The 18,063-nt window shown below is 31.3% G+C and carries 17 protein-coding genes and 1 tRNA gene; 9 read left to right on the top strand and 9 right to left on the bottom strand.

The window, feature by feature from the left end; translation table 11 throughout:
- Positions 1-27 precede the first annotated feature (27 nt).
- Positions 28-1,395 (top strand): alanine/glycine:cation symporter family protein, encoded by a 1,368-nt coding sequence (locus P2G10_RS12010; protein ID WP_275316825.1) that lies wholly within the window; start codon positions 28-30, stop codon positions 1,393-1,395.
- 715 nt (positions 1,396-2,110) lie between these two features.
- Here P2G10_RS12010 and P2G10_RS12005 read toward each other — a convergent pair.
- The gene (locus tag P2G10_RS12005; RefSeq protein ID WP_275316823.1) at positions 2,111-3,154 is read right to left on the bottom strand and encodes a zinc metalloprotease; all 1,044 of its coding nucleotides are present in this window, start codon (positions 3,152-3,154) and stop codon (positions 2,111-2,113) included.
- Between the two features lie 405 nt (positions 3,155-3,559).
- Here P2G10_RS12005 and P2G10_RS12750 point away from each other — a divergent pair, with 405 nt between their 5' ends.
- Together P2G10_RS12750 and P2G10_RS12745 are read left to right on the top strand one after the other, a co-directional pair.
- The gene (locus P2G10_RS12750; RefSeq protein WP_338056322.1) at positions 3,560-3,943 is read left to right on the top strand and encodes a hypothetical protein; all 384 of its coding nucleotides are present in this window, start codon (positions 3,560-3,562) and stop codon (positions 3,941-3,943) included.
- The gene (locus P2G10_RS12745; RefSeq protein ID WP_338056321.1) at positions 3,829-4,260 is read left to right on the top strand and encodes a Bax inhibitor-1/YccA family protein; all 432 of its coding nucleotides are present in this window, start codon (positions 3,829-3,831) and stop codon (positions 4,258-4,260) included. Before P2G10_RS12750 ends, P2G10_RS12745 begins: the two co-directional genes overlap by 115 nt.
- A 365-nt stretch (positions 4,261-4,625) precedes the next feature.
- Here P2G10_RS12745 and P2G10_RS11995 read toward each other — a convergent pair whose 3' ends face one another.
- On the bottom strand, positions 4,626-5,837 hold the full coding sequence (locus P2G10_RS11995; protein ID WP_275316822.1) for an aminotransferase class V-fold PLP-dependent enzyme: 1,212 nt from the start codon (positions 5,835-5,837) through the stop codon (positions 4,626-4,628).
- Between the two features lie 93 nt (positions 5,838-5,930).
- Between P2G10_RS11995 and P2G10_RS11990 the strand changes: the two genes are divergently transcribed.
- Together P2G10_RS11990 and P2G10_RS11985 are read left to right on the top strand one after the other, a co-directional pair.
- Positions 5,931-7,256 (top strand): serine hydrolase domain-containing protein, encoded by a 1,326-nt coding sequence (locus P2G10_RS11990; protein WP_275316820.1) that lies wholly within the window; start codon positions 5,931-5,933, stop codon positions 7,254-7,256.
- A gap of 3 nt (positions 7,257-7,259) precedes the next feature.
- Positions 7,260-7,604: an SdpI family protein gene (locus P2G10_RS11985; RefSeq protein ID WP_275316819.1), complete on the top strand. Its 345-nt coding sequence runs from the start codon at positions 7,260-7,262 to the stop codon at positions 7,602-7,604.
- Positions 7,605-7,685: 81 nt separating this feature from the next.
- On the opposite strand, the gene P2G10_RS11980 is transcribed toward P2G10_RS11985, so the two are convergent.
- The gene (locus P2G10_RS11980; protein ID WP_275316818.1) at positions 7,686-8,363 is read right to left on the bottom strand and encodes an SCO family protein; all 678 of its coding nucleotides are present in this window, start codon (positions 8,361-8,363) and stop codon (positions 7,686-7,688) included.
- A 158-nt stretch (positions 8,364-8,521) separates the two neighbouring features.
- Between P2G10_RS11980 and rseP the strand changes: the two genes are divergently transcribed.
- Positions 8,522-9,868 (top strand): RIP metalloprotease RseP, encoded by a 1,347-nt coding sequence (rseP, locus tag P2G10_RS11975; RefSeq protein WP_218771992.1) that lies wholly within the window; start codon positions 8,522-8,524, stop codon positions 9,866-9,868.
- A gap of 276 nt (positions 9,869-10,144) precedes the next feature.
- Here the strand turns inward: rseP and P2G10_RS11970 are convergent, their stop codons facing one another.
- The 3 genes from P2G10_RS11970 to P2G10_RS11960 are packed head-to-tail and all read right to left on the bottom strand — an operon-like array spanning position 10,145 to position 13,726.
- A complete protein-coding gene (locus tag P2G10_RS11970; RefSeq protein WP_218771991.1) occupies positions 10,145-11,953 on the bottom strand; it encodes a GNAT family N-acyltransferase in 1,809 nt (602 codons plus the stop codon).
- A 56-nt stretch (positions 11,954-12,009) separates the two neighbouring features.
- Positions 12,010-13,254 carry an aspartate kinase gene (locus P2G10_RS11965; protein WP_275316817.1) on the bottom strand — a complete coding sequence of 415 codons (1,245 nt, stop codon included), beginning with the start codon at positions 13,252-13,254 and terminating at the stop codon, positions 12,010-12,012.
- The gene (locus P2G10_RS11960) at positions 13,241-13,726 is read right to left on the bottom strand and encodes a GNAT family N-acetyltransferase (RefSeq protein ID WP_218771989.1); all 486 of its coding nucleotides are present in this window, start codon (positions 13,724-13,726) and stop codon (positions 13,241-13,243) included. The genes P2G10_RS11965 and P2G10_RS11960 overlap by 14 nt, the downstream gene beginning before the upstream one ends.
- Positions 13,727-13,884: 158 nt before the next feature.
- Between P2G10_RS11960 and fbp the strand changes: the two genes are divergently transcribed.
- The gene (gene fbp, locus P2G10_RS11955) at positions 13,885-14,919 is read left to right on the top strand and encodes a class 1 fructose-bisphosphatase (RefSeq protein WP_218771988.1); all 1,035 of its coding nucleotides are present in this window, start codon (positions 13,885-13,887) and stop codon (positions 14,917-14,919) included.
- Between the two features lie 123 nt (positions 14,920-15,042).
- Positions 15,043-15,651, top strand: a complete 609-nt coding sequence (locus P2G10_RS11950; RefSeq protein WP_275316813.1) for a superoxide dismutase — start codon at positions 15,043-15,045, stop codon at positions 15,649-15,651.
- Positions 15,652-15,743: 92 nt separating this feature from the next.
- Here the strand turns inward: P2G10_RS11950 and P2G10_RS11945 are convergent, their stop codons facing one another.
- Both P2G10_RS11945 and P2G10_RS11940 read right to left on the bottom strand, forming a co-directional pair.
- Positions 15,744-16,892 carry a cystathionine gamma-synthase gene (locus P2G10_RS11945; protein WP_275316812.1) on the bottom strand — a complete coding sequence of 383 codons (1,149 nt, stop codon included), beginning with the start codon at positions 16,890-16,892 and terminating at the stop codon, positions 15,744-15,746.
- A gap of 46 nt (positions 16,893-16,938) precedes the next feature.
- Positions 16,939-17,394: a DinB family protein gene (locus P2G10_RS11940; RefSeq protein ID WP_275316811.1), complete on the bottom strand. Its 456-nt coding sequence runs from the start codon at positions 17,392-17,394 to the stop codon at positions 16,939-16,941.
- 43 nt (positions 17,395-17,437) lie between these two features.
- On the opposite strand from P2G10_RS11940, the gene P2G10_RS11935 reads away from it, so the two are divergent.
- The gene (locus P2G10_RS11935; RefSeq protein ID WP_275316810.1) at positions 17,438-17,785 is read left to right on the top strand and encodes an arsenate reductase family protein; all 348 of its coding nucleotides are present in this window, start codon (positions 17,438-17,440) and stop codon (positions 17,783-17,785) included.
- A 58-nt stretch (positions 17,786-17,843) separates the two neighbouring features.
- Here P2G10_RS11935 and P2G10_RS11930 read toward each other — a convergent pair.
- A tRNA-Gln gene (locus P2G10_RS11930) sits at positions 17,844-17,915 on the bottom strand.
- Positions 17,916-18,063 lie beyond the last annotated feature (148 nt).

Genomic DNA, 18,063 nt, shown 5'->3' with positions numbered 1-18,063 from the left:
ATTATTTACCTATAAAAAAACGTATTTATGCTTACAGATATTCAAGAGTTAGTCGCCAATTTTTCATCATGGATTTGGGGAATGCCACTATTAATATTATTAATAGGTGGTGGACTGTACTTGTTTGTATACTCTGGCCTAGTTCCTTTTAAATACATGGGCCATGCTATTGCAATTTTAAGAGGTAAATATGATAAAAAAGATTCTCCTGGAGATTTATCGCACTACGAAGCACTATCATCTGCAATTGCTGCAACGGTAGGAATGGGAAACATCAGTGGTGTAGCAATTGCTATTGCCATGGGGGGGCCTGGCGCCATTTTTTGGATGTGGGTAAGTGCCTTTGTAGGTATGGCTACTAAGTTTTTCACCTGTACTTTAGCTATTATGTATAGAGGAGAAGATGAAGAAGGAAATGCAAAAGGAGGCCCAATGTATGTAATTACAGAAGGTTTAGGTAAAAAATGGAAACCTTTAGCTATGTTTTTCGCTACTGCTGGTTTGGTAGGAACTTTACCCGCTTTTCAAGCAAATCAATTAACACAAACAATGATTGATGTTTTTAATGTGAACGAAGCAAATGAGTTTTCGGCTAAATTACTAATAGGAATAACCATTGCTGCCATTGTTTCTACCGTAATTTTTGGCGGAATTCAACGGATAGGAAAAGTTGCAGGTAAATTAGTTCCTTTAATGGTGGTTATCTATTTATTAACCGTTATAACTATTTTATTTATAAAAATAGATGAGATTCCTTCAATAATTTCTTTAATTTTTACAGATGCCTTTTCTGGTAATGCTGTTTTAGGTGGTGCCTTAGGTGCTTTAATAATTACAGGTGTAAAACGTGCTGCTTTTTCTAACGAAGCAGGTTTAGGAACCGCACCAATGATGCACGGAACTGCAAAGACAGACGAACCAATTAGAGAAGGTTTAGTTGCCATGTTAGGCCCAGCAATAGATACCTTGTTGGTGTGTACATTAACGGCATTGGCAATTTTATCATCAGGTGTTTGGCAAGGTTTTGACGGAAACGGTATCTCAATGACTTTAGCTGCCTTCGATTCGGTATTACCTTTTCACTCAGGAAGCATTATTTTAACTATCTGTGTGTTAATTTTCGCCTTTTCTACCCTATTCACCTATTCATTTTACGGATTTAGTTGTTTAAGTTATTTAACAAGTGTTAAAACTGGTAAATACTACAATCATTTTTATGTTTTAGTAATTATAGTAGCTTCAATTATTAAACTAGATTTTGTAATTAATTTAATGGACAGTGCTTATGCTTTAATGGCAATTCCAACCGTACTTTCTACGCTTATTTTAGCACCAAAAGTTAAAAAAGCGGCTAGTGTATATTTTCAGAAATTAAAATCAGGCGCTTTTAACTAAGTATTCTTTTATCGACTTTATAACAAAACAGCTATTGTAATTATCACATCTAAAATAAGGTTAATAATAAATTATCAAGAAAAGGAATCTTGTTAACTCAATTATTTACTAAAAAACTATTTATAAAAAGCTAAAATTAAAAAGAGTTATTACAACCCAAGTACAGACTCCTAAATCGGTCTAGGAGATATATTGATAGTAGGTTAAGAAGAAGTTTGAGTTAGTGATATTACTAATATTTGAGGTAAGCAAACCCCAAGTTGTTAAACCCTCAACTAATTCCTATTCTAAAGAAATATTATAAGGAAAGATGTCCCTAATAACTTAGAAGAAGCGTTCTTTAAGTGTTTTATAATTACTTAAAGGTAAATGAAAAAACTGGATTGATTATTCAGGTTGAGTTTTAAATATCATGTTTTAATCGTTTTTAAAAAAATAAAATATAACATGTACTACCAGGCAAATCCTAACAAAATGCACTCTTTTTTAAAACACAATAAATAAAAGAGCTATTGGTTTTTAAGAAGACTGAATTGATTAAAATACAATTGCCTCTATCATAAAAAACACGAACACCTAATAACTACAAGTATTCTTAAAATAAATTAAAAATTAAAACCTATAAAATATTAAAGGGAGTAATATAAAATCACTCCCTTTAACACTATATTATGTAACATTATTTTAAAATGCTAAAATTTAAAGAATATGTTTTCTAGTTTAACATAGAAGCTCTTGAACCTCCTGCTGCAAAAATAGCTCTCATTCTAGATTTTTGTCCTTCAGAAAACATTGTCATACAAGCATCATCAGTATAATCCATATAGTTCATTGTCATATCATTCGACTTACAATTAACTGTAGGATAAGAAGGACATCCGTAGTTAGGTGCATCAGAAGATGGAGTATCAGCTACAAAATCATCTTGACGACATCTACCATCACCCCAAATATGACGTAAGTTTAAGTAGTGACCAACTTCGTGAGTCATAGTACGACCACCATTAAACGGAGCTGATACATAACCTGTAGTTCCGAAATATTGAGGAGAACAAACAACACCATCAGTAGCAGAACTACCTCCTGGGAATTGAGCATATCCTAAAATACCACCACCAATATTAGCAACCCAAATATTTAAGTGAGTAGCTGGTGTTACTGGAGGATAAGCAGATTTCACTGCATTATTAGTTCCCCAAGACGAAGTAGAGTTAGAGTGTCTGAAAGTTCCTGCTAAAGAGAAAGTAATTTCTGAATCAGCTGCTCTACCTGCAAATTCAGATGGTGTGTTACCTGCGTCAGAATTTTGCTTTCTAAAGTCAGCATTTAAAACTGTAATTTGCGAAGCTATTTGTGCATTACTTATGTTTTGTTGAGAATTACTGTAAACAACGTGTACATATACAGGTATATTAACAACTCCTAAATTATCTGGTTCTGGAGTAGTACCTCCACCACCATTACCGCCACCACCATTAGTTGGTTTTCCTTTAGCAGCAATAAGTTTACGTGTAGCATACTCTATATCGTACATTTTTTTGTACAATCCTGGGTTTTCTTTTAATTGACGATTTAAAACTTTCATAGAATGACACTTGTCATTAGCCCCACCTCTTGCTTGATTATCATCTGTTGTTAAATAAAAGTCTCCCATATCAACAACTGTTTCTTGTTCAGGTAAAACAGCATCGTTAGCATTGTCTTGACATCCTACTAAAATGGAAGCAGCTACCGCTAATGTTAAAAAAATTCTTTTCATGTTGTAAAAAATTTAAATTAGTTTAATTAATAATCATCTCCTTTGGATAATACTTTGCTAAAAACCTAATTAAATAAATAATCACAAACAAAAAAGTTAATTTGCTGACAATTAATTAATAATTTGAAGGGTTTATTAACAATGAGCAATCTACACTTTTTTTTTAAAAAGTTAACAAAAAGTTAATAAAACAACAATTTCCTTTAAAAATCACCTGTAGCGCTTACTTTCAAACAAAATGAATTGTTTAATTTTTATGCCAAAAAAAGAATAAACGTCAATTTTAAACACAAATAGATAAAAACAATTCATTTTTAACATTAAAAAATTACATTTATATCAAAATCAAACTACAGAAATAAATTCTACATAAACAACTATCTTTATCTTCTAAAAAAAACATTTATGGAAAACTCATTTAACAATAAAGTTCTTGTGGCTCAAGTATCAGAAACAGATAGAGTTGCTTTTTACAAAAAAACCTATGCGCACGTTGGTTTAGGTGTGCTTTTATTTATCGTATTTGAATATTTATTATTGCAAAATGCCACAATAGTGGAGTTTGCTTTATCGATGACCCAAGGTTATAAATGGCTATTATTATTAGGAGGCTTTATGTTAATTACCAATTATGCAGAAAGTACGGCTTTAAAAACATCGGACAAGAACTTACAATATTTAGCATATTCGGGATACGTATTTGCAGAAGCTTTTATTTTATCCCGCTTATATATATGGCCATTTCTTATACCAATAATTTTGAAATTATTAAACAAGCCGGAATCGTAACCCTAGGCTTGTTTGTAGGAATATCATCAATTGTATTTATCACCAAAAAAGATTTCTCTTTTATAAAAGCAGGCTTAAGTGTTGGTTTTTTTATTGCAATCGCACTTATTATTGCGGGTACTTTATTTGGTTTTAACTTAGGTTTGTGGTTTTCTATAGGAATGTGTGTTTTAGCCGCAGGTTCTATCTTATACCAAACTTCTAACTTGGTTAACAAATTTTCTACCGACGATTATATACCGGCTGCATTAGGCTTATTTGCTTCTTTAATGTTGTTGTTTTGGTATGTTTTACAGATTTTTATGTCGAGAGATTAAGAACCTGTAAAATTAATTTGAAGCTATTTCCCGCTTTCTGCACTCGCTTTTTTTAAGAAAAATAAAAAAGAGCTCAAACAAATGCTTCAATCGGGGCTAGGCATTTTTACACGATTGTATATTTAAATAAGATTAAATTATCGTCATGCTGAATTTGGTTCAGCATCGCATAAAAAGTAGAACTGTGGCAAATCAGGATGTGAACCTGAAATAAGTTCAGATTGACGAATTCTATTTATTATATTTTCTGTTATATTTTTTTTAGATAAAATTTAAACAGACTCTAAATTAAAAAACCTCACAGATTTTTAAATTCTGTGAGGTTTTTTTGTTTGATACAAAATGTTATTCGCTAAAAGAAAGTTTTAATTCAACATCATTTGTGCTCTTTTTAAAGAAGCTACCAAAACATCTATTTCTTCTTTGGTATTGTAAAAAGCAAATGACGCTCTTACCGTACCCGGAATACAATAAAAATTCATAATAGGCTGTGCACAATGATGCCCTGTACGAACAGCAACACCCAATTTATCTAAAATACTACCAATATCATAAGGATGAATTCCTTCGATATTAAATGATATTACAGATGCTTTATTAGTGGTTCCGTATATTTTTAAATTTTCTATTTTCTCTAATTCTTCCGTCCCGTATGCTAACAGTTCACTTTCTTGTTTTGCAATGTTTTCAAAGCCAATTTCATTCATATAATCTATGGCTGCTCCAAAAGCAATTCCTCCACAAATATTAGGTGTTCCTGCTTCAAATTTATGAGGCAAACCAGCATAAGTAGTTTTTTCGAAAGTTACGGTTTCAATCATCTCACCCCCTCCTTGATATGGCGGCAGTAAGTTTAATAACTCTTCTTTACCGTATAATAAACCAACACCTGTTGGGCCACACATTTTATGAGCAGAAGCTACATAAAAATCTACATCTAACTCCTGAACATCTGGTTTTATATGCGGTACCGCTTGTGCACCATCAATTAAAACATAAGCTCCAAATTTATGAGCTGCATGAATAATTTCCTTTATCGGATTTATGGTTCCTAATGCATTTGATACATGATTACAAAAAACCAATTTCGTTTTTGCATTTAATAACTCGTGATACACATCCATTCGTAATGAACCGTCTTCATCCATCGGAATCACTTTTAAAATCGCTCCTGTTTTTTCACAAAGCATTTGCCAAGGAACAATATTCGAGTGGTGTTCTAAAGCAGAAACGATAACTTCATCTCCCTCTTTTAACAAAGCTGCAAATCCTGAAGCTACAATATTAATACTATGCGTTGTACCTGCTGTTAAAATAATCTCGTACGACTGTTTTGCGTTAAAGTGCTTCTGAACTTTAAGACGTGCTTCTTCATACTTATCAGTTGCTTCCTGACTTAAAGTATGTACGCCTCTATGAATATTCGCATTGTAATTAGAGTAATAATCAACAATAGCATCAATAACCACTTGTGGCGTTTGTGAAGTTGCGCCATTATCAAAATACACTAATTTTTTTCCGTGTACCTCTCTATTAAGAATAGGAAAATCAGCTCTAATTTCGTCTACATTAAACATATAAAAATCATTATTTTAAACAAAGGTACTGCTTGCTTTTTCAAATACAAACATCAAACAATTAAATTCTTACATTTGCTAAAATTGTTTTATATGAAGAATTTAAAAAGAATACTCTTACTAGTTGTTGTAATATTAGTTGTGGCTGTTTATTTTAATTATCCGAAGTTAAATATTTTGGCGGGTTACTCTGCAAAAAACACTGCTTCCTCAGTTTTTTTAGCGGATAGAAGTTTAGCATTTACTGATGAAAACGACAATAATTTTTCTCCTATTAACTTAACTTCTGATGCTATAAATAAAGAAGAAAAATCGGCTACTGGTAGTGCTTTTGGTCTTTTAAAAAGAAAGGCTGTTTACAGAGAAGGTTTAGGTGCTGTTTTAATAAATGATAATTACGATGCTTCTAAAAAAACACTAGTTCCTAAACGTAGTAAACCTGATAATTCTACGCCGTTTCCGTATGGAAATGCTGATCAAAAAGATACGCTATTTTCAAATATTGATTATAAAAAGCTTAACGAAACTATTGATACTATTTTTAACGATGTAAATCAAACTCGTTCGGTTTTAGTTATCTATAAAGATCAAATTATTGCTGAAAAATATAGCGACGGATTTGATAAAAATTCTAAACAATTAGGTTGGTCGATGACCAAAAGTATTGCGAGTACTATTGTTGGAATTTTGCAATGCGAACGAAAATTATATGTGAATTCTGATAATTTATTTGAAGAGTGGAAAAATGATGAACGAAAAAACATTACGCTTCATAATTTACTACAAATGAATTCTGGTTTAGAATGGCTGGAAGATTACAATACAATTTCTGATGTTAGTAAAATGCTTTTTCTTGAAGAAGATATGACTAAAAGTCAAGTAAACAAACCTCTTGCAGGAAAACCTAACGAAACATGGAACTATTCTTCGGGAACCACCAATTTAATTTCAGGGTTAATTCGTAACCAATTTAACACGCATCAAGAATATTTAGATTTTTGGTACAGCGCGTTAATCGATAAAATTGGTATGAATTCTATGGTGATAGAAACCGATATGAGTGGTAATTATGTAGGCTCTTCTTATGGTTGGGCTACGGCAAGAGATTGGTCTAAACTTGGACTTTTATACTTGCATAATGGAGAATGGAATGGCGAGCATCTTTTTGATAAAGATTGGGTAGATTACGCTACAACTCCAACTCCTGGTTCTGACGGATGGTATGGTGCACAAATTTGGTTAAATGCAGGTAACAGGTATCCGGATGTGCCAAAAAACATGTATTCTTTTAATGGTTATAAAGGACAAAATGTATTTATCTTGCCAAACGAAAATTTAGTAGTCGTTCGTACAGGTCTTACCAAAAATGCCGATATGAATATTTTACTAAAAGGAATTATTTCTTCAATTAAAAAATAAACAATGAATCCATATTATTACGTACTTTCTGTAAACGGAATCCTCTTAGTATTCAGTATTCTTTTTTATATGTTTCCACCTAAAAAGATAAATGCTATTTATGGTTACCGAACCAATAGAGCCATGAAAAATGAGGTTGTTTGGCAGTTTGCTAATTCATACTTTAATAAACAATTCTTAATTTATTCTGCAATTTCACTTATTGCTTCATTAATATTGGCATATATAGCTAAAGAATTAACGTGGCAACCAATGGCTATTATGTTATTATCTTTAGCGGTATCTGTAATTAAAACAGAACAAGAAGTTAATAAGAATTTCAATGAAGAAGGAGAAAAAATAAAATAAAAAACACAGATCAATTAAACAAAAAACGTCCTTATAACTATATGTAAGAAGGACGTTTTTATATTTTGATAACTAAACTAGTTACTTTATATACTCTTCTTTTAATAAAGTAATATCATCAATAATTTTTTGCATATTCTCTTTTTTGGTTCCATCATACGAGCCTCTAATTTGTCCTTTTTTATCAATCAGAACAAAGTTTTCGGTATGCACCCAATCGTTTTCTCCGCCATCACCTTCATCTAAAACAGCAAAATAATGTTTACGAGCTAAATTATAAATGTGCTTTTTATCGCCTGTAGTAACATTCCATTTTCCGTCAATTACACCTTTCGCATCCGCATATTTTCTTAATTGAGGCACACTATCCATAACCGGAGTTACCGAATGTGATAAAAACATAATATCATCATCATTTTTATAATGTGTTTGTAATTCGCTCATATTATAAGCCATTACAATACAAATTGTTTGACAACGCGTAAAAAAGAAATCAGCTATATAAATTTTATCTTTATAATCGGCATTAGTAATTGTTTCTCCGTTTTGATTGATCAATTTAAAATCACCTATTTTATGATTTTTTGACTTTTTTCTAACAGAAACATCTACCAATCTTGGATTGATATCTGCTGGATTATAAACAGGTAACTTTTCTTCTACTTTTACCAAATGATAAAAAACAGGAATACCCACCGCACAAAAAGCAATTAAAAAAATGATGGTACTTTTTGATTTTTTAAAGAATTTTAAATCCATTTTAGTGTATTTTTTGCAAAAATACGACTAAAAACAAGGCTTATATATCTTATATCATAAAAGATTTGTTAAAACCAAACCTCATCTATACTACAAACTTTTACAGCTCTTATGAAAAACGTACATTTGTCCGATTTTAAATTTAGATATACACCTTTATGGAAATTTTAATAAAAGCATCACAATTTATTTTAAGCTTATCGCTTTTAATCGTTTTACACGAATTAGGGCATTTTATTCCTGCTAAAATATTTAAAACTAAAGTAGAAAAGTTCTATTTATTTTTCGATTATAAGTTTTCATTATTCAAAAAGAAAATAGGTGATACTGTTTATGGTATTGGTTGGATTCCGTTAGGAGGATATGTAAAAATATCTGGAATGATTGATGAAAGTATGGATACTGAGCAAATGGCATTACCACCACAACCTTGGGAATTTCGTTCTAAACCAGCATGGCAACGTTTAATAATTATGTTAGGTGGTGTAATTGTAAACTTTATTTTAGGTATCGTTATATACATTTGCTTAATGTATGCTTATGGTGAAAAATTTTTACCAAACGAAAGTTTAAAAGATGGTATTTGGGTACAAGATCAGTTAGGTAAAGATTTAGGTTTACAAACAGGTGATAAAATACTTTCTGTTGATGGTGAACAAATTCAGAAATTTAGAGAACTTCCTTTAGAGTTTATTAATGGAAATAATTATACTGTTGAAAGAAATGGTGTAAAAGTAGAAAAAGTAATTCCTGTTGATTTTATTTCTAAATTAATAGATCGCGGTAAAAATGCTGGTAGCTTTATCGCGCCAAGATATCCTTTCATAATTGCTGGTTTACAAAAAGACTCATTAAATGCTGATGCAAATATTCTTAAAAAAGATATTATCACTGCAATTAACGGACAAACAATAAAATATTACGATCAAGCAAAACCTATTTTAAAAAGCTTAAAAGGGCAAGACATTACTGTTACTTTAAAAAGAAATAAAGAGGTTTTAAACGTGCCTGTTAAAGTTTCTGAACACGGAAACTTAGGGGTTGTTTGGGGAGCTGCATCGTTACCTGATTTAGAAAAATTAGGATATTACGAATTAGCTGAGAAATCATATTCTTTTGGTGAAGCGATTCCTGCCGGAACAACAAAAGCATGGACTACCTTAACAAACTATATTAAGCAAATGAAAAAGGTTTTTAACCCGAGTACAGGTGCTTATAAAGGTTTAGGTGGATTTATTTCTATCGGTAGCGTATTTCCTGCTGAATTTAGCTGGCAATCTTTTTGGAACATCACCGCTTTCTTATCTATCATGTTAGGTTTTATGAATTTATTACCGATACCTGCTTTAGATGGTGGACACGTAGTATTTACCTTATGGGAAATGATTACCGGTAAAAAACCTGGCGACAAGTTTTTAGAGTATGCACAGTTAACAGGTTTTGTTTTACTTATTATTCTATTACTATTTGCTAACGGAAATGATATTTTTAGGTTATTCAAATAAGGAAACCTAAATTTTATAAAACAGAAAAGCATCGTAATTTTTACGATGCTTTTCTGTTTATATATCAGTAGTAAAATTACTTACTATAAAACTGTTTTCTTTTTAAAAAAGACTGATACGATTATTAAAAAATTAAACACTCTTATTTTATTGCTTAAAAAAACAACTCTTCAAGGTAAAAAAAACATATATAAAATTCTTTTTATTACGTTTTAAGCAACAAAAAAGCATCCTACCAAGTAGAATGCTTTTTTGTTTATCTAAGTAGTTAATCTACTATTTATTCATGTTTTCAGTGGCGCGTCTTTCTAGCTCGGCCTGAAATTCTTCCATTACTGGTTTTACAGTGCTTTCTGGTATTTCTGCTACCTTAATATACATTAAACCATCTATTGCGTTATTAAACTTAGGATCTACGTTAAAAGCAACCAAACGTGCATTTTGCTTCACATATTTCTTAATTAAAACAGGCATACGTAATGTTCCTGGTTCAATTTCATCAATAATCTTATCAAACTTCTGCATATCAGCTTCTGTAGAATCAAATACAAAATCTTTATCAGCATCCTTTAACTTTACTTTATATTCCTTTTTAGGATGAATGTACTGTGCAACATACGGGTCGTAGTAATGAGATTTCATAAACTCAATCATTAACGATTTAGAAAAGTCAGAAAACTGATTACTAATACTTACTCCGCCCATTAAATATTTATACTCTGGGTATCGTAATGTTGTATGCACAATTCCTTTCCATAATAAAAACAAAGGCATTGGTTTTTGTTGATAGCTTTTAGCTATAAAAGCCCTACCTAATTCAATTGTATTTTGCATCATCGGATACAACTCTGGCTCTATTCTAAATAAAGTATGAATATAAAAACCGTTAATTCCATGTTTTTTATAAATATCTTTACCTAGACCCATTCTATAAGAACCTACCAATTCATTTTGCACATTATCCCACAAGAAAAGGTGGTGATAATACCTGTCGAATTTATCTAAATCAATTGCTTTATTGGTTCCTTCACCTACTTCTCTGAAAGTAATTTCTCGTAATCGACCTATTTCATGTAAAAGATTTGGTATTTCTTTTGCACTTGCAAAAAACACTTCGTAATTCTTACTTTGTAACAGTCTACTTCCTTTTTCTCTTAGGTCGTTTACTTCTTTAATAAATAAATCAGGAACTCTTTGAGAGGTTATTTTACTTATTTTTTTAGGTATTTTTAAATTCTTGCTTGATAAAATTTTCTGTGAAGCTTTCTCAAACGGATTTGCCAACATATATGTTTTTCTTCTTATAAACTCATAAAAAGAAGGTATATCTTTATATTGTTCTTGGTCTTTTACCGAAATAGGTTTTCCTATTCTTACTTTTATTACTCTCTTTTTACTTGAAATTACTTCTGATGGAAGTTTAGCCGTTCTTAACGTACCGCTAATTTTAGATAACACGTAAAATAACGGACTGTTCTTAGCATGAAAATAAATAGGTATTACAGGCACTTTTGCTTTTTTAATTAAGCGCACAGCTCCTTCTTCCCAAGGTTTATCTACCATTAATTTTCCATCTCGGTAGGTAGAAACTTCTCCTGCTGGAAAAATACCTAATGGTTTTCCTTCACGTAAATGCAATAATGCTCCTTTAATACCTGCCACACTAGATTTTGCATCTTTTCGACTCTCGAAAGGATTTACAGGCATTATATAAGGCTTTAAAGGCTCTGCTCTGTGTAATAAAAAGTTGGCAATGATTTTATAGTCTGCTCTTTTTTCAACTAGTAATTTCAACAATAAAATACCGTCAATCCCTCCTAAGGGATGGTTAGATATTGTTATAAAAGGACCTGTTTTTGGAATTCTTTTAAAATCTTCTTCGGGTACTTCAAACTCAATTTTACAATCATCTAAAAGACCGTTTAAAAAATCTAAATCCGATTTATCCTTATTATTATCATACAATCTGTTAACCGCAGAAATACGTAAAATTTTCATCAACGTCCAACCCAAAAAAGTTCCGGCAGCACCGAACTTATCAACTCCAATAACTTTAGCAATTTCTTTTGATGTAACTAATCCCATTAATTCAAATTTGGCATAAATGCAAATATAACTGAATTTTGCGATATTTTCATTTTTTATTGTATTACCAACTGCGCTGTCTCAGTATTAATCTGACTAATAATCGATTTTCCTTTTTTTCTTATTTCTTTTATTGCTTCTTCATTAAAATGACGAATAGTATAAAGAGTTACCTCTTTATAAGATTTTATATTAAATTTTGTCTTTAAATCGCTATAAAAAGCATCAAAGTTGTTGTACTTATCATCAACACAAACCGAAAAACTGATTGCTGAATTCTGAATTAGATTTACTTTCAACTTATAATTATCTAGTTTTTTAAAAATATCACTAATATTACTCTCTACCATAAAAGAGAAATCTTTTGCTGATATCGAAACCAAAATCTGATTTTTTTTCACAATAAAACAAGGAACTTCGGGTGTGATTTTATTTCCTCTACCAACACAAGTTCCTTTATTAGAAAGATCATCAAAAGAACGAACAAATAACGGAATGTCTTTTTGTTCTAATGGCTGAATTGTTTTTGGATGAATTACCGATGCTCCATAAAAAGCCATTTCTATAGCTTCGGTATACGAAATTTCATGTAATAATTCTGTTTTAGTAAATACACGAGGGTCTGCATTTAAAACTCCATCAACATCTTTCCAAATCGTAACACTTTCGGCATCTAAACAATAAGCAAAAATTCCTGCGGTATAATCAGAACCTTCTCTTCCTAAGGTTGTTGTTTCTACACCAACACTACCAATAAAACCCTGAGTTATATTTAATTGTGAAGTAGCTACATTTTCTTTAATTATCTTCTCTGTTAATTCCCAATTAACTTTTGCATCTCTATAATTAACATCTGTTTTTATATAATCTCTTACATCTAAAAACTTATTGTTTATTCCAATTTCTAATAAATATGCACTTACGATATTTGTAGATAATAACTCACCATACCCAATCATTTGATCGTATACATAATTGTATTCTTGTGATTTATTTCGAGCCATAAAACCGCTTAAATCACCTAATAAAGAATCTACTTTATTATAAATTTGATGATTTTTTGGAAATAAGTCTTCAATAATTTTTTTATGAAAATCTTCAACAAAATCTATAGTGCTTTTTAGATTTTCTTTTTTATAAAAATACGCATCTATAATTTTCTCAAAAGCGTTTGTCATTTTCCCCATAGCAGAAATAACAATCAATACACCATTTATACCTTCTTGTTGTAAAACACGACTTACATTTTTTACTCCATCAGCGTCTTTTACCGATGCACCACCAAACTTAAATATTCTCATTGCAAAATTGTGTTAAGCTTTGTTCATTCATATGGCAAACTCTCCACTGGTCATATACTGTTGCGCCTGTGTTTTTATAAAACTCTATCGCATTTACATTCCAGTCTAACACCTCCCAAGCAACTCTTTTAAAGCTGTTTTCTTGTGCATATTTCATAATTGAAGTATATAATTTTTTTCCTGCTCCTATTCCTCTTTTAGCTTCAGTAACCATTAAATCTTCTAAATGAAGTGTTTTTCCTTTCCATGTAGAATAACGCTCATAAAAAAGTGCCATTCCTACAATTGTACCATCTAACTCTTCTGCTACGAACGTTTTAAATTTAGGTTTATTTGAAAATCCATCACGAATTATATCATCAACAGTAATTTCTACCGCATTAGGTTCTTTTTCAAAAACAGCTAATTCAACAATTAAATTAAGTATTGATGCCGCATCTTTTTTTTCTCCTGATCTAACTTTAAAACTCATTATAAAAATTTTTGTGTAAAGATAATTTTTATAATATTCCTTTAAAACAAATAGGAAATTAAAACACATCGTATGTTTTTGTTAAAAATTTTAAAATACTAAATCGTTGTAGAAACGTAAAAAAGTTGGCATCTTTGTACACAACACAAAAATTCGACATGAATAACAAGCACATGACTCTTGGAGAGTTTATTATTGGAAATCAAAGAGATTTTAAATATTCTTCGGGAGAGCTATCTCGTTTAATAAACTCTATACGACTGGCTGCCAAAGTGGTAAACCACGAAATTAGAAAAGCAGGGTTAGTTGATATTACAGGCGCTGCCGGTGATGTTAATATTCAAGGTGAAGCACAGCAAAAACTAGATGTTTTAGCGAATGATCTTTTTAAACAAACGCTAATTAACCGTGAAATTGTTTGTGGTATTGCGAGTGAAGAAGAAGATGATTTTGTAATTGTTGAAGGTCAAAGTAAAACAAACGAAAATAAATACGTTTTATTGATGGATCCTTTAGATGGTTCATCTAATATTGATGTAAATGTATCTGTTGGAACCATTTTTTCTATTTACAGAAGAGTTTCTCCAGACGGTACACCGGTAACCAAAGAAGATTTTTTACAAAAAGGAAGCGAACAAGTAGCCGCAGGTTATGTTGCTTACGGTACCTCTACAATGCTAGTTTTTACAACTGGTAATGGAGTAAACGGGTTTACATTAAATCCAGCTATCGGTACTTTTTACTTATCTCATCCAAATATGCAATTTCCTGAAATTGGTAAAATATACTCAGTAAGCGAAGGGTATTTTACGTATTTTCAAGAAGGAATGAAGCGTTTTTTAATTCACTGTAAAGAATTAAACGAAGCTGATAACAGGCCTTATACCGCTCGTTACGTGGGTTCATTAGTTACCGATTTTCATAGAAACATGATTAAAGGTGGAATTTACGTATATCCATCAACAAAAATAACACCTAACGGTAAATTACGTTTATTATACGAATGTAACCCTATGGCATTTATATGTGAGCAAGCTGGTGGTAAAGCAACTGATGGTTTTACAAGAATAATGGATATCAACCCAACCGAATTACACCAACGTGTTCCTTTTTATTGTGGTAGTAAACAAATGGTAGAAAAAGCCGAAGGATTTATGAATGAGTTTTCTGCCGATGAAAAACCAACTTACTAAAGAATAACTATTATTTATACCTAAATAAATTATCGATAAGGCAAACAGTTGTTTGCCTTATTTTTTTGGGTTAAATTTACAATTATATTAATGAATTATTAACTTATTAAAAAACATACAATTATGGCTTTTGACTTACCGAAATTAGGATATGCATATGATGCATTAGAACCAAATATAGATGCTAAAACTATGGAAATTCACCATAGCAAACACCATAACGGATATACTACAAAATTAAATGCTGCTGTTGCTGGTACTGATTTAGAAGGAAAATCTATTGAAGATATTCTTGCTAATTTAGATATGAGTAATGGTGCAGTTCGTAATAATGGAGGTGGATTTTACAATCACTCTTTATTCTGGACAGTAATGAATCCAGAAGATAGAGGTTATTTATCAGGAGATTTAAAAGATGCTATTGAAGCTGAATTTGGATCTAAAGATGCTTTTATCGAAGCTTTTTCTAAGGCTGCTGCAACTCAGTTTGGCTCAGGATGGGCTTGGTTATGTGTGCATCCAGGTGGAAAAGTAGAAGTTTGTTCTACTCCAAACCAAGACAACCCATTAATGCCAGGTGTAACTTGTGGCGGAACTCCAATTTTAGGATTAGATGTTTGGGAACATGCTTATTACTTAAACTACCAAAACCGTCGTCCTGATTATATTGATGCTTTCTTTAAAGTAATTAACTGGAACGAGGTTGAAAAAAGATATGCTGACGCTAAATAGTAACCTTGTTACTTTTTACAGTTCACGCTTATAAAAAAATCCGAAGTTTAAAAACTTCGGATTTTTTATTGCTTATATATTTAACGCTCAAACTATTTTAAAAGAGCTTGCTCTAAATCAGCAATTAAATCTGTTATATCCTCTATCCCAACACTCAAACGGATAAGAGAATCTGTAATTCCTATTTTTAAACGCGCTTCTTCTGGTATAGATCCGTGCGACATTGTTACAGGGTGATTTACCAAACTTTCTACACCGCCTAAAGATTCTGCCAATGTAAATAATTTAGTATTCTCTAGAAACGTAAAAGCTGCCTGTTTACTTTCATCCTTTAAACGGAAAGAAACCATTCCGCCAAAACCATCCATTTGTTTTTTTGCGATATCATGGTTTGGATGATTCGCTAAACCTGGATAATAAACATCACTTACTTTTGGGTGTTTCACTAAATATGCTGCTATAGCTTTACCGTTTTCACAATGACGCTGCATGCGTAAATGCAATGTTTTAATACCTCTTAAAGCTAAAAATGAATCCATCGGGCCTGCGATAGCACCAGCAGCAAATTGTATAAAATGTAACTCTTCTGCCAACTTAGCGTCTTTAACCATTAGGGCTCCCATTATTAAATCGGAATGCCCGCCTAAGTATTTTGTTGCTGAATGCATTGTTATATCTGCACCTAAATCTAAAGGACGTTGTAAATATGGTGTTGCAAATGTATTATCAACACCTACTAAAATAGTAGGTTTTTTTGATTTTACAGCTTTGGTTATCAATGCTATGTCTGCTATTTTCATTAACGGATTAGTTGGTGTTTCTAACCAAACTAACTTGGTGTTTTCTGATATTGCATTTGTTATATTTTCAACAATATCTGTATCAACAAACTTAAATTTTAAGCCATATTTCTCAAACATTCTAGTAAATAATCGATACGTTCCGCCATATAAATCATCACCTGCAATAACCTCATCACCGGGGTTTAAGGTTCTTAAAACACAATCGATTGCTGCTAAACCTGATGAAAAAGCAAAACCGTGTGTTCCGTTTTCTAACGAAGCAAAAGCTTTTTCGAGCGCAGTTCGTGACGGATTTTCTCCTCTAGAGTATCCATAACCTTTATTAATACCTGGGCTAGATTGCGCATATGTAGAGGTTTGAAAAATAGGTGGCATTACAGCACCTGTAGCCTCTTCATGCTCCTGACCGCCGTGTATTGTTTTTGTGTTGAATTTCATCTTTATCTAAATTTAAAAACAAATTCTTAATTAAATCAATAAGTATTTACACTAACTTTAATAAAGCCATTATAGTTCCTAAATGAATTCCTTCATGTAAGTTATTAAAAGAAATTGCTGATTCAATAGAGTCTAACGTAAAACCAAGGCTTGTTTCATACTCATTAAATTCAGTAAAAATTCCAGCTTCATAATCTTCCTGCAACGCATCTGGCAATCCTACTAATAATTCTTTAACTTCTTCAAAATCTTCTTCTGAAAATGTTTCTGTTGGTAAAGTTCCTTTTTTGTAAGTTTCTATTAACTCATCAGAAGCCAAACAGTTTAAGCCCGATAATTTATAATTCAATAATTGCTGTGTTACTACCAAATGAGCAACATTCCATGCAATATTATTTTTAAATCCTTCAGGAATTTTATGTAATTGCTCTATTGATAAATGATCGATTTTTTTTAAAACTAATTCTCTCGATTTTTTTAAAATTTCAAATTGCGTATTCATTATTCTACTTATTTTAGCGTACATCAAAGATAATTATTAAACCATGAAGAAAGTATATTTTTTACAAACTTGTGATACTTGCCGACGTATATTAAAAGAAGTAAATATTGACGGATTTGAAAAGCATGAAATAAAAACAAATGCTGTAACTATTAATCAGCTAGAAGAAATGAGAAAGCTAACAGATAGCTATGAAAGTTTGTTTAATAAAAGAGCTAGGTTATACAAAGAACGAGATTTAAAGAACAAAACAATTACCGAAGACGAGTACAAACAGTTTATTTTAGAAGAATATACTTTTTTAAAGCGTCCTGTTTTTATAGTTGATGATAAAATTTTTATTGGAAATAGTAAAAAAGTCATCGAAGCGCTAAAAGAAGTAGTCAATTAAAAAAACACTTAGTAAACTAAAAAAAGCTTCAAAATCTTACGATTAAGAAGCTTTTTTGTTGGCCTACAAGGACTCGAACCTTGAATGTCGGTACCAAAAACCGGTGTGTTACCAATTACACCATAGGCCAATAAGTTATTTACAAATATAAAAACAATGTTTTAAAATTAAAACAGAATAATCAGTTTTTATAAGAAATCCTCACGAACTTCGTAAGGATTAAGTTGGCCTACAAGGACTCGAACCTTGAATGTCGGTACCAAAAACCGGTGTGTTAC

This window comes from Tenacibaculum bernardetii, from assembly GCF_029125915.1.
In the GTDB taxonomy this organism is placed as follows: Bacteria; Bacteroidota; Bacteroidia; order Flavobacteriales; family Flavobacteriaceae; genus Polaribacter; species Polaribacter bernardetii.
The sequence above is the reverse complement of the archived record's forward strand: the minus strand, read 5'-3'. Positions and strand labels throughout refer to the sequence as shown.

Coding starts and splice junctions, on each gene's coding strand:
- P2G10_RS12010 (WP_275316825.1), top strand. CDS start 28: ATGCTTACAGATATTCAAGAGTTAGTCGCCAATTTTTCATCATGGATT.
- P2G10_RS12005 (WP_275316823.1), bottom strand. CDS start 3,154: ATGAAAAGAATTTTTTTAACATTAGCGGTAGCTGCTTCCATTTTAGTA.
- P2G10_RS12750 (WP_338056322.1), top strand. CDS start 3,560: ATGGAAAACTCATTTAACAATAAAGTTCTTGTGGCTCAAGTATCAGAA.
- P2G10_RS11995 (WP_275316822.1), bottom strand. CDS start 5,837: ATGTTTAATGTAGACGAAATTAGAGCTGATTTTCCTATTCTTAATAGA.
- P2G10_RS11990 (WP_275316820.1), top strand. CDS start 5,931: ATGAAGAATTTAAAAAGAATACTCTTACTAGTTGTTGTAATATTAGTT.
- P2G10_RS11985 (WP_275316819.1), top strand. CDS start 7,260: ATGAATCCATATTATTACGTACTTTCTGTAAACGGAATCCTCTTAGTA.
- P2G10_RS11980 (WP_275316818.1), bottom strand. CDS start 8,363: ATGGATTTAAAATTCTTTAAAAAATCAAAAAGTACCATCATTTTTTTA.
- rseP (WP_218771992.1), top strand. CDS start 8,522: ATGGAAATTTTAATAAAAGCATCACAATTTATTTTAAGCTTATCGCTT.
- P2G10_RS11970 (WP_218771991.1), bottom strand. CDS start 11,953: ATGGGATTAGTTACATCAAAAGAAATTGCTAAAGTTATTGGAGTTGAT.
- P2G10_RS11965 (WP_275316817.1), bottom strand. CDS start 13,254: ATGAGAATATTTAAGTTTGGTGGTGCATCGGTAAAAGACGCTGATGGA.
- P2G10_RS11960 (WP_218771989.1), bottom strand. CDS start 13,726: ATGAGTTTTAAAGTTAGATCAGGAGAAAAAAAAGATGCGGCATCAATA.
- fbp (WP_218771988.1), top strand. CDS start 13,885: ATGAATAACAAGCACATGACTCTTGGAGAGTTTATTATTGGAAATCAA.
- P2G10_RS11950 (WP_275316813.1), top strand. CDS start 15,043: ATGGCTTTTGACTTACCGAAATTAGGATATGCATATGATGCATTAGAA.
- P2G10_RS11945 (WP_275316812.1), bottom strand. CDS start 16,892: ATGAAATTCAACACAAAAACAATACACGGCGGTCAGGAGCATGAAGAG.
- P2G10_RS11940 (WP_275316811.1), bottom strand. CDS start 17,394: ATGAATACGCAATTTGAAATTTTAAAAAAATCGAGAGAATTAGTTTTA.
- P2G10_RS11935 (WP_275316810.1), top strand. CDS start 17,438: ATGAAGAAAGTATATTTTTTACAAACTTGTGATACTTGCCGACGTATA.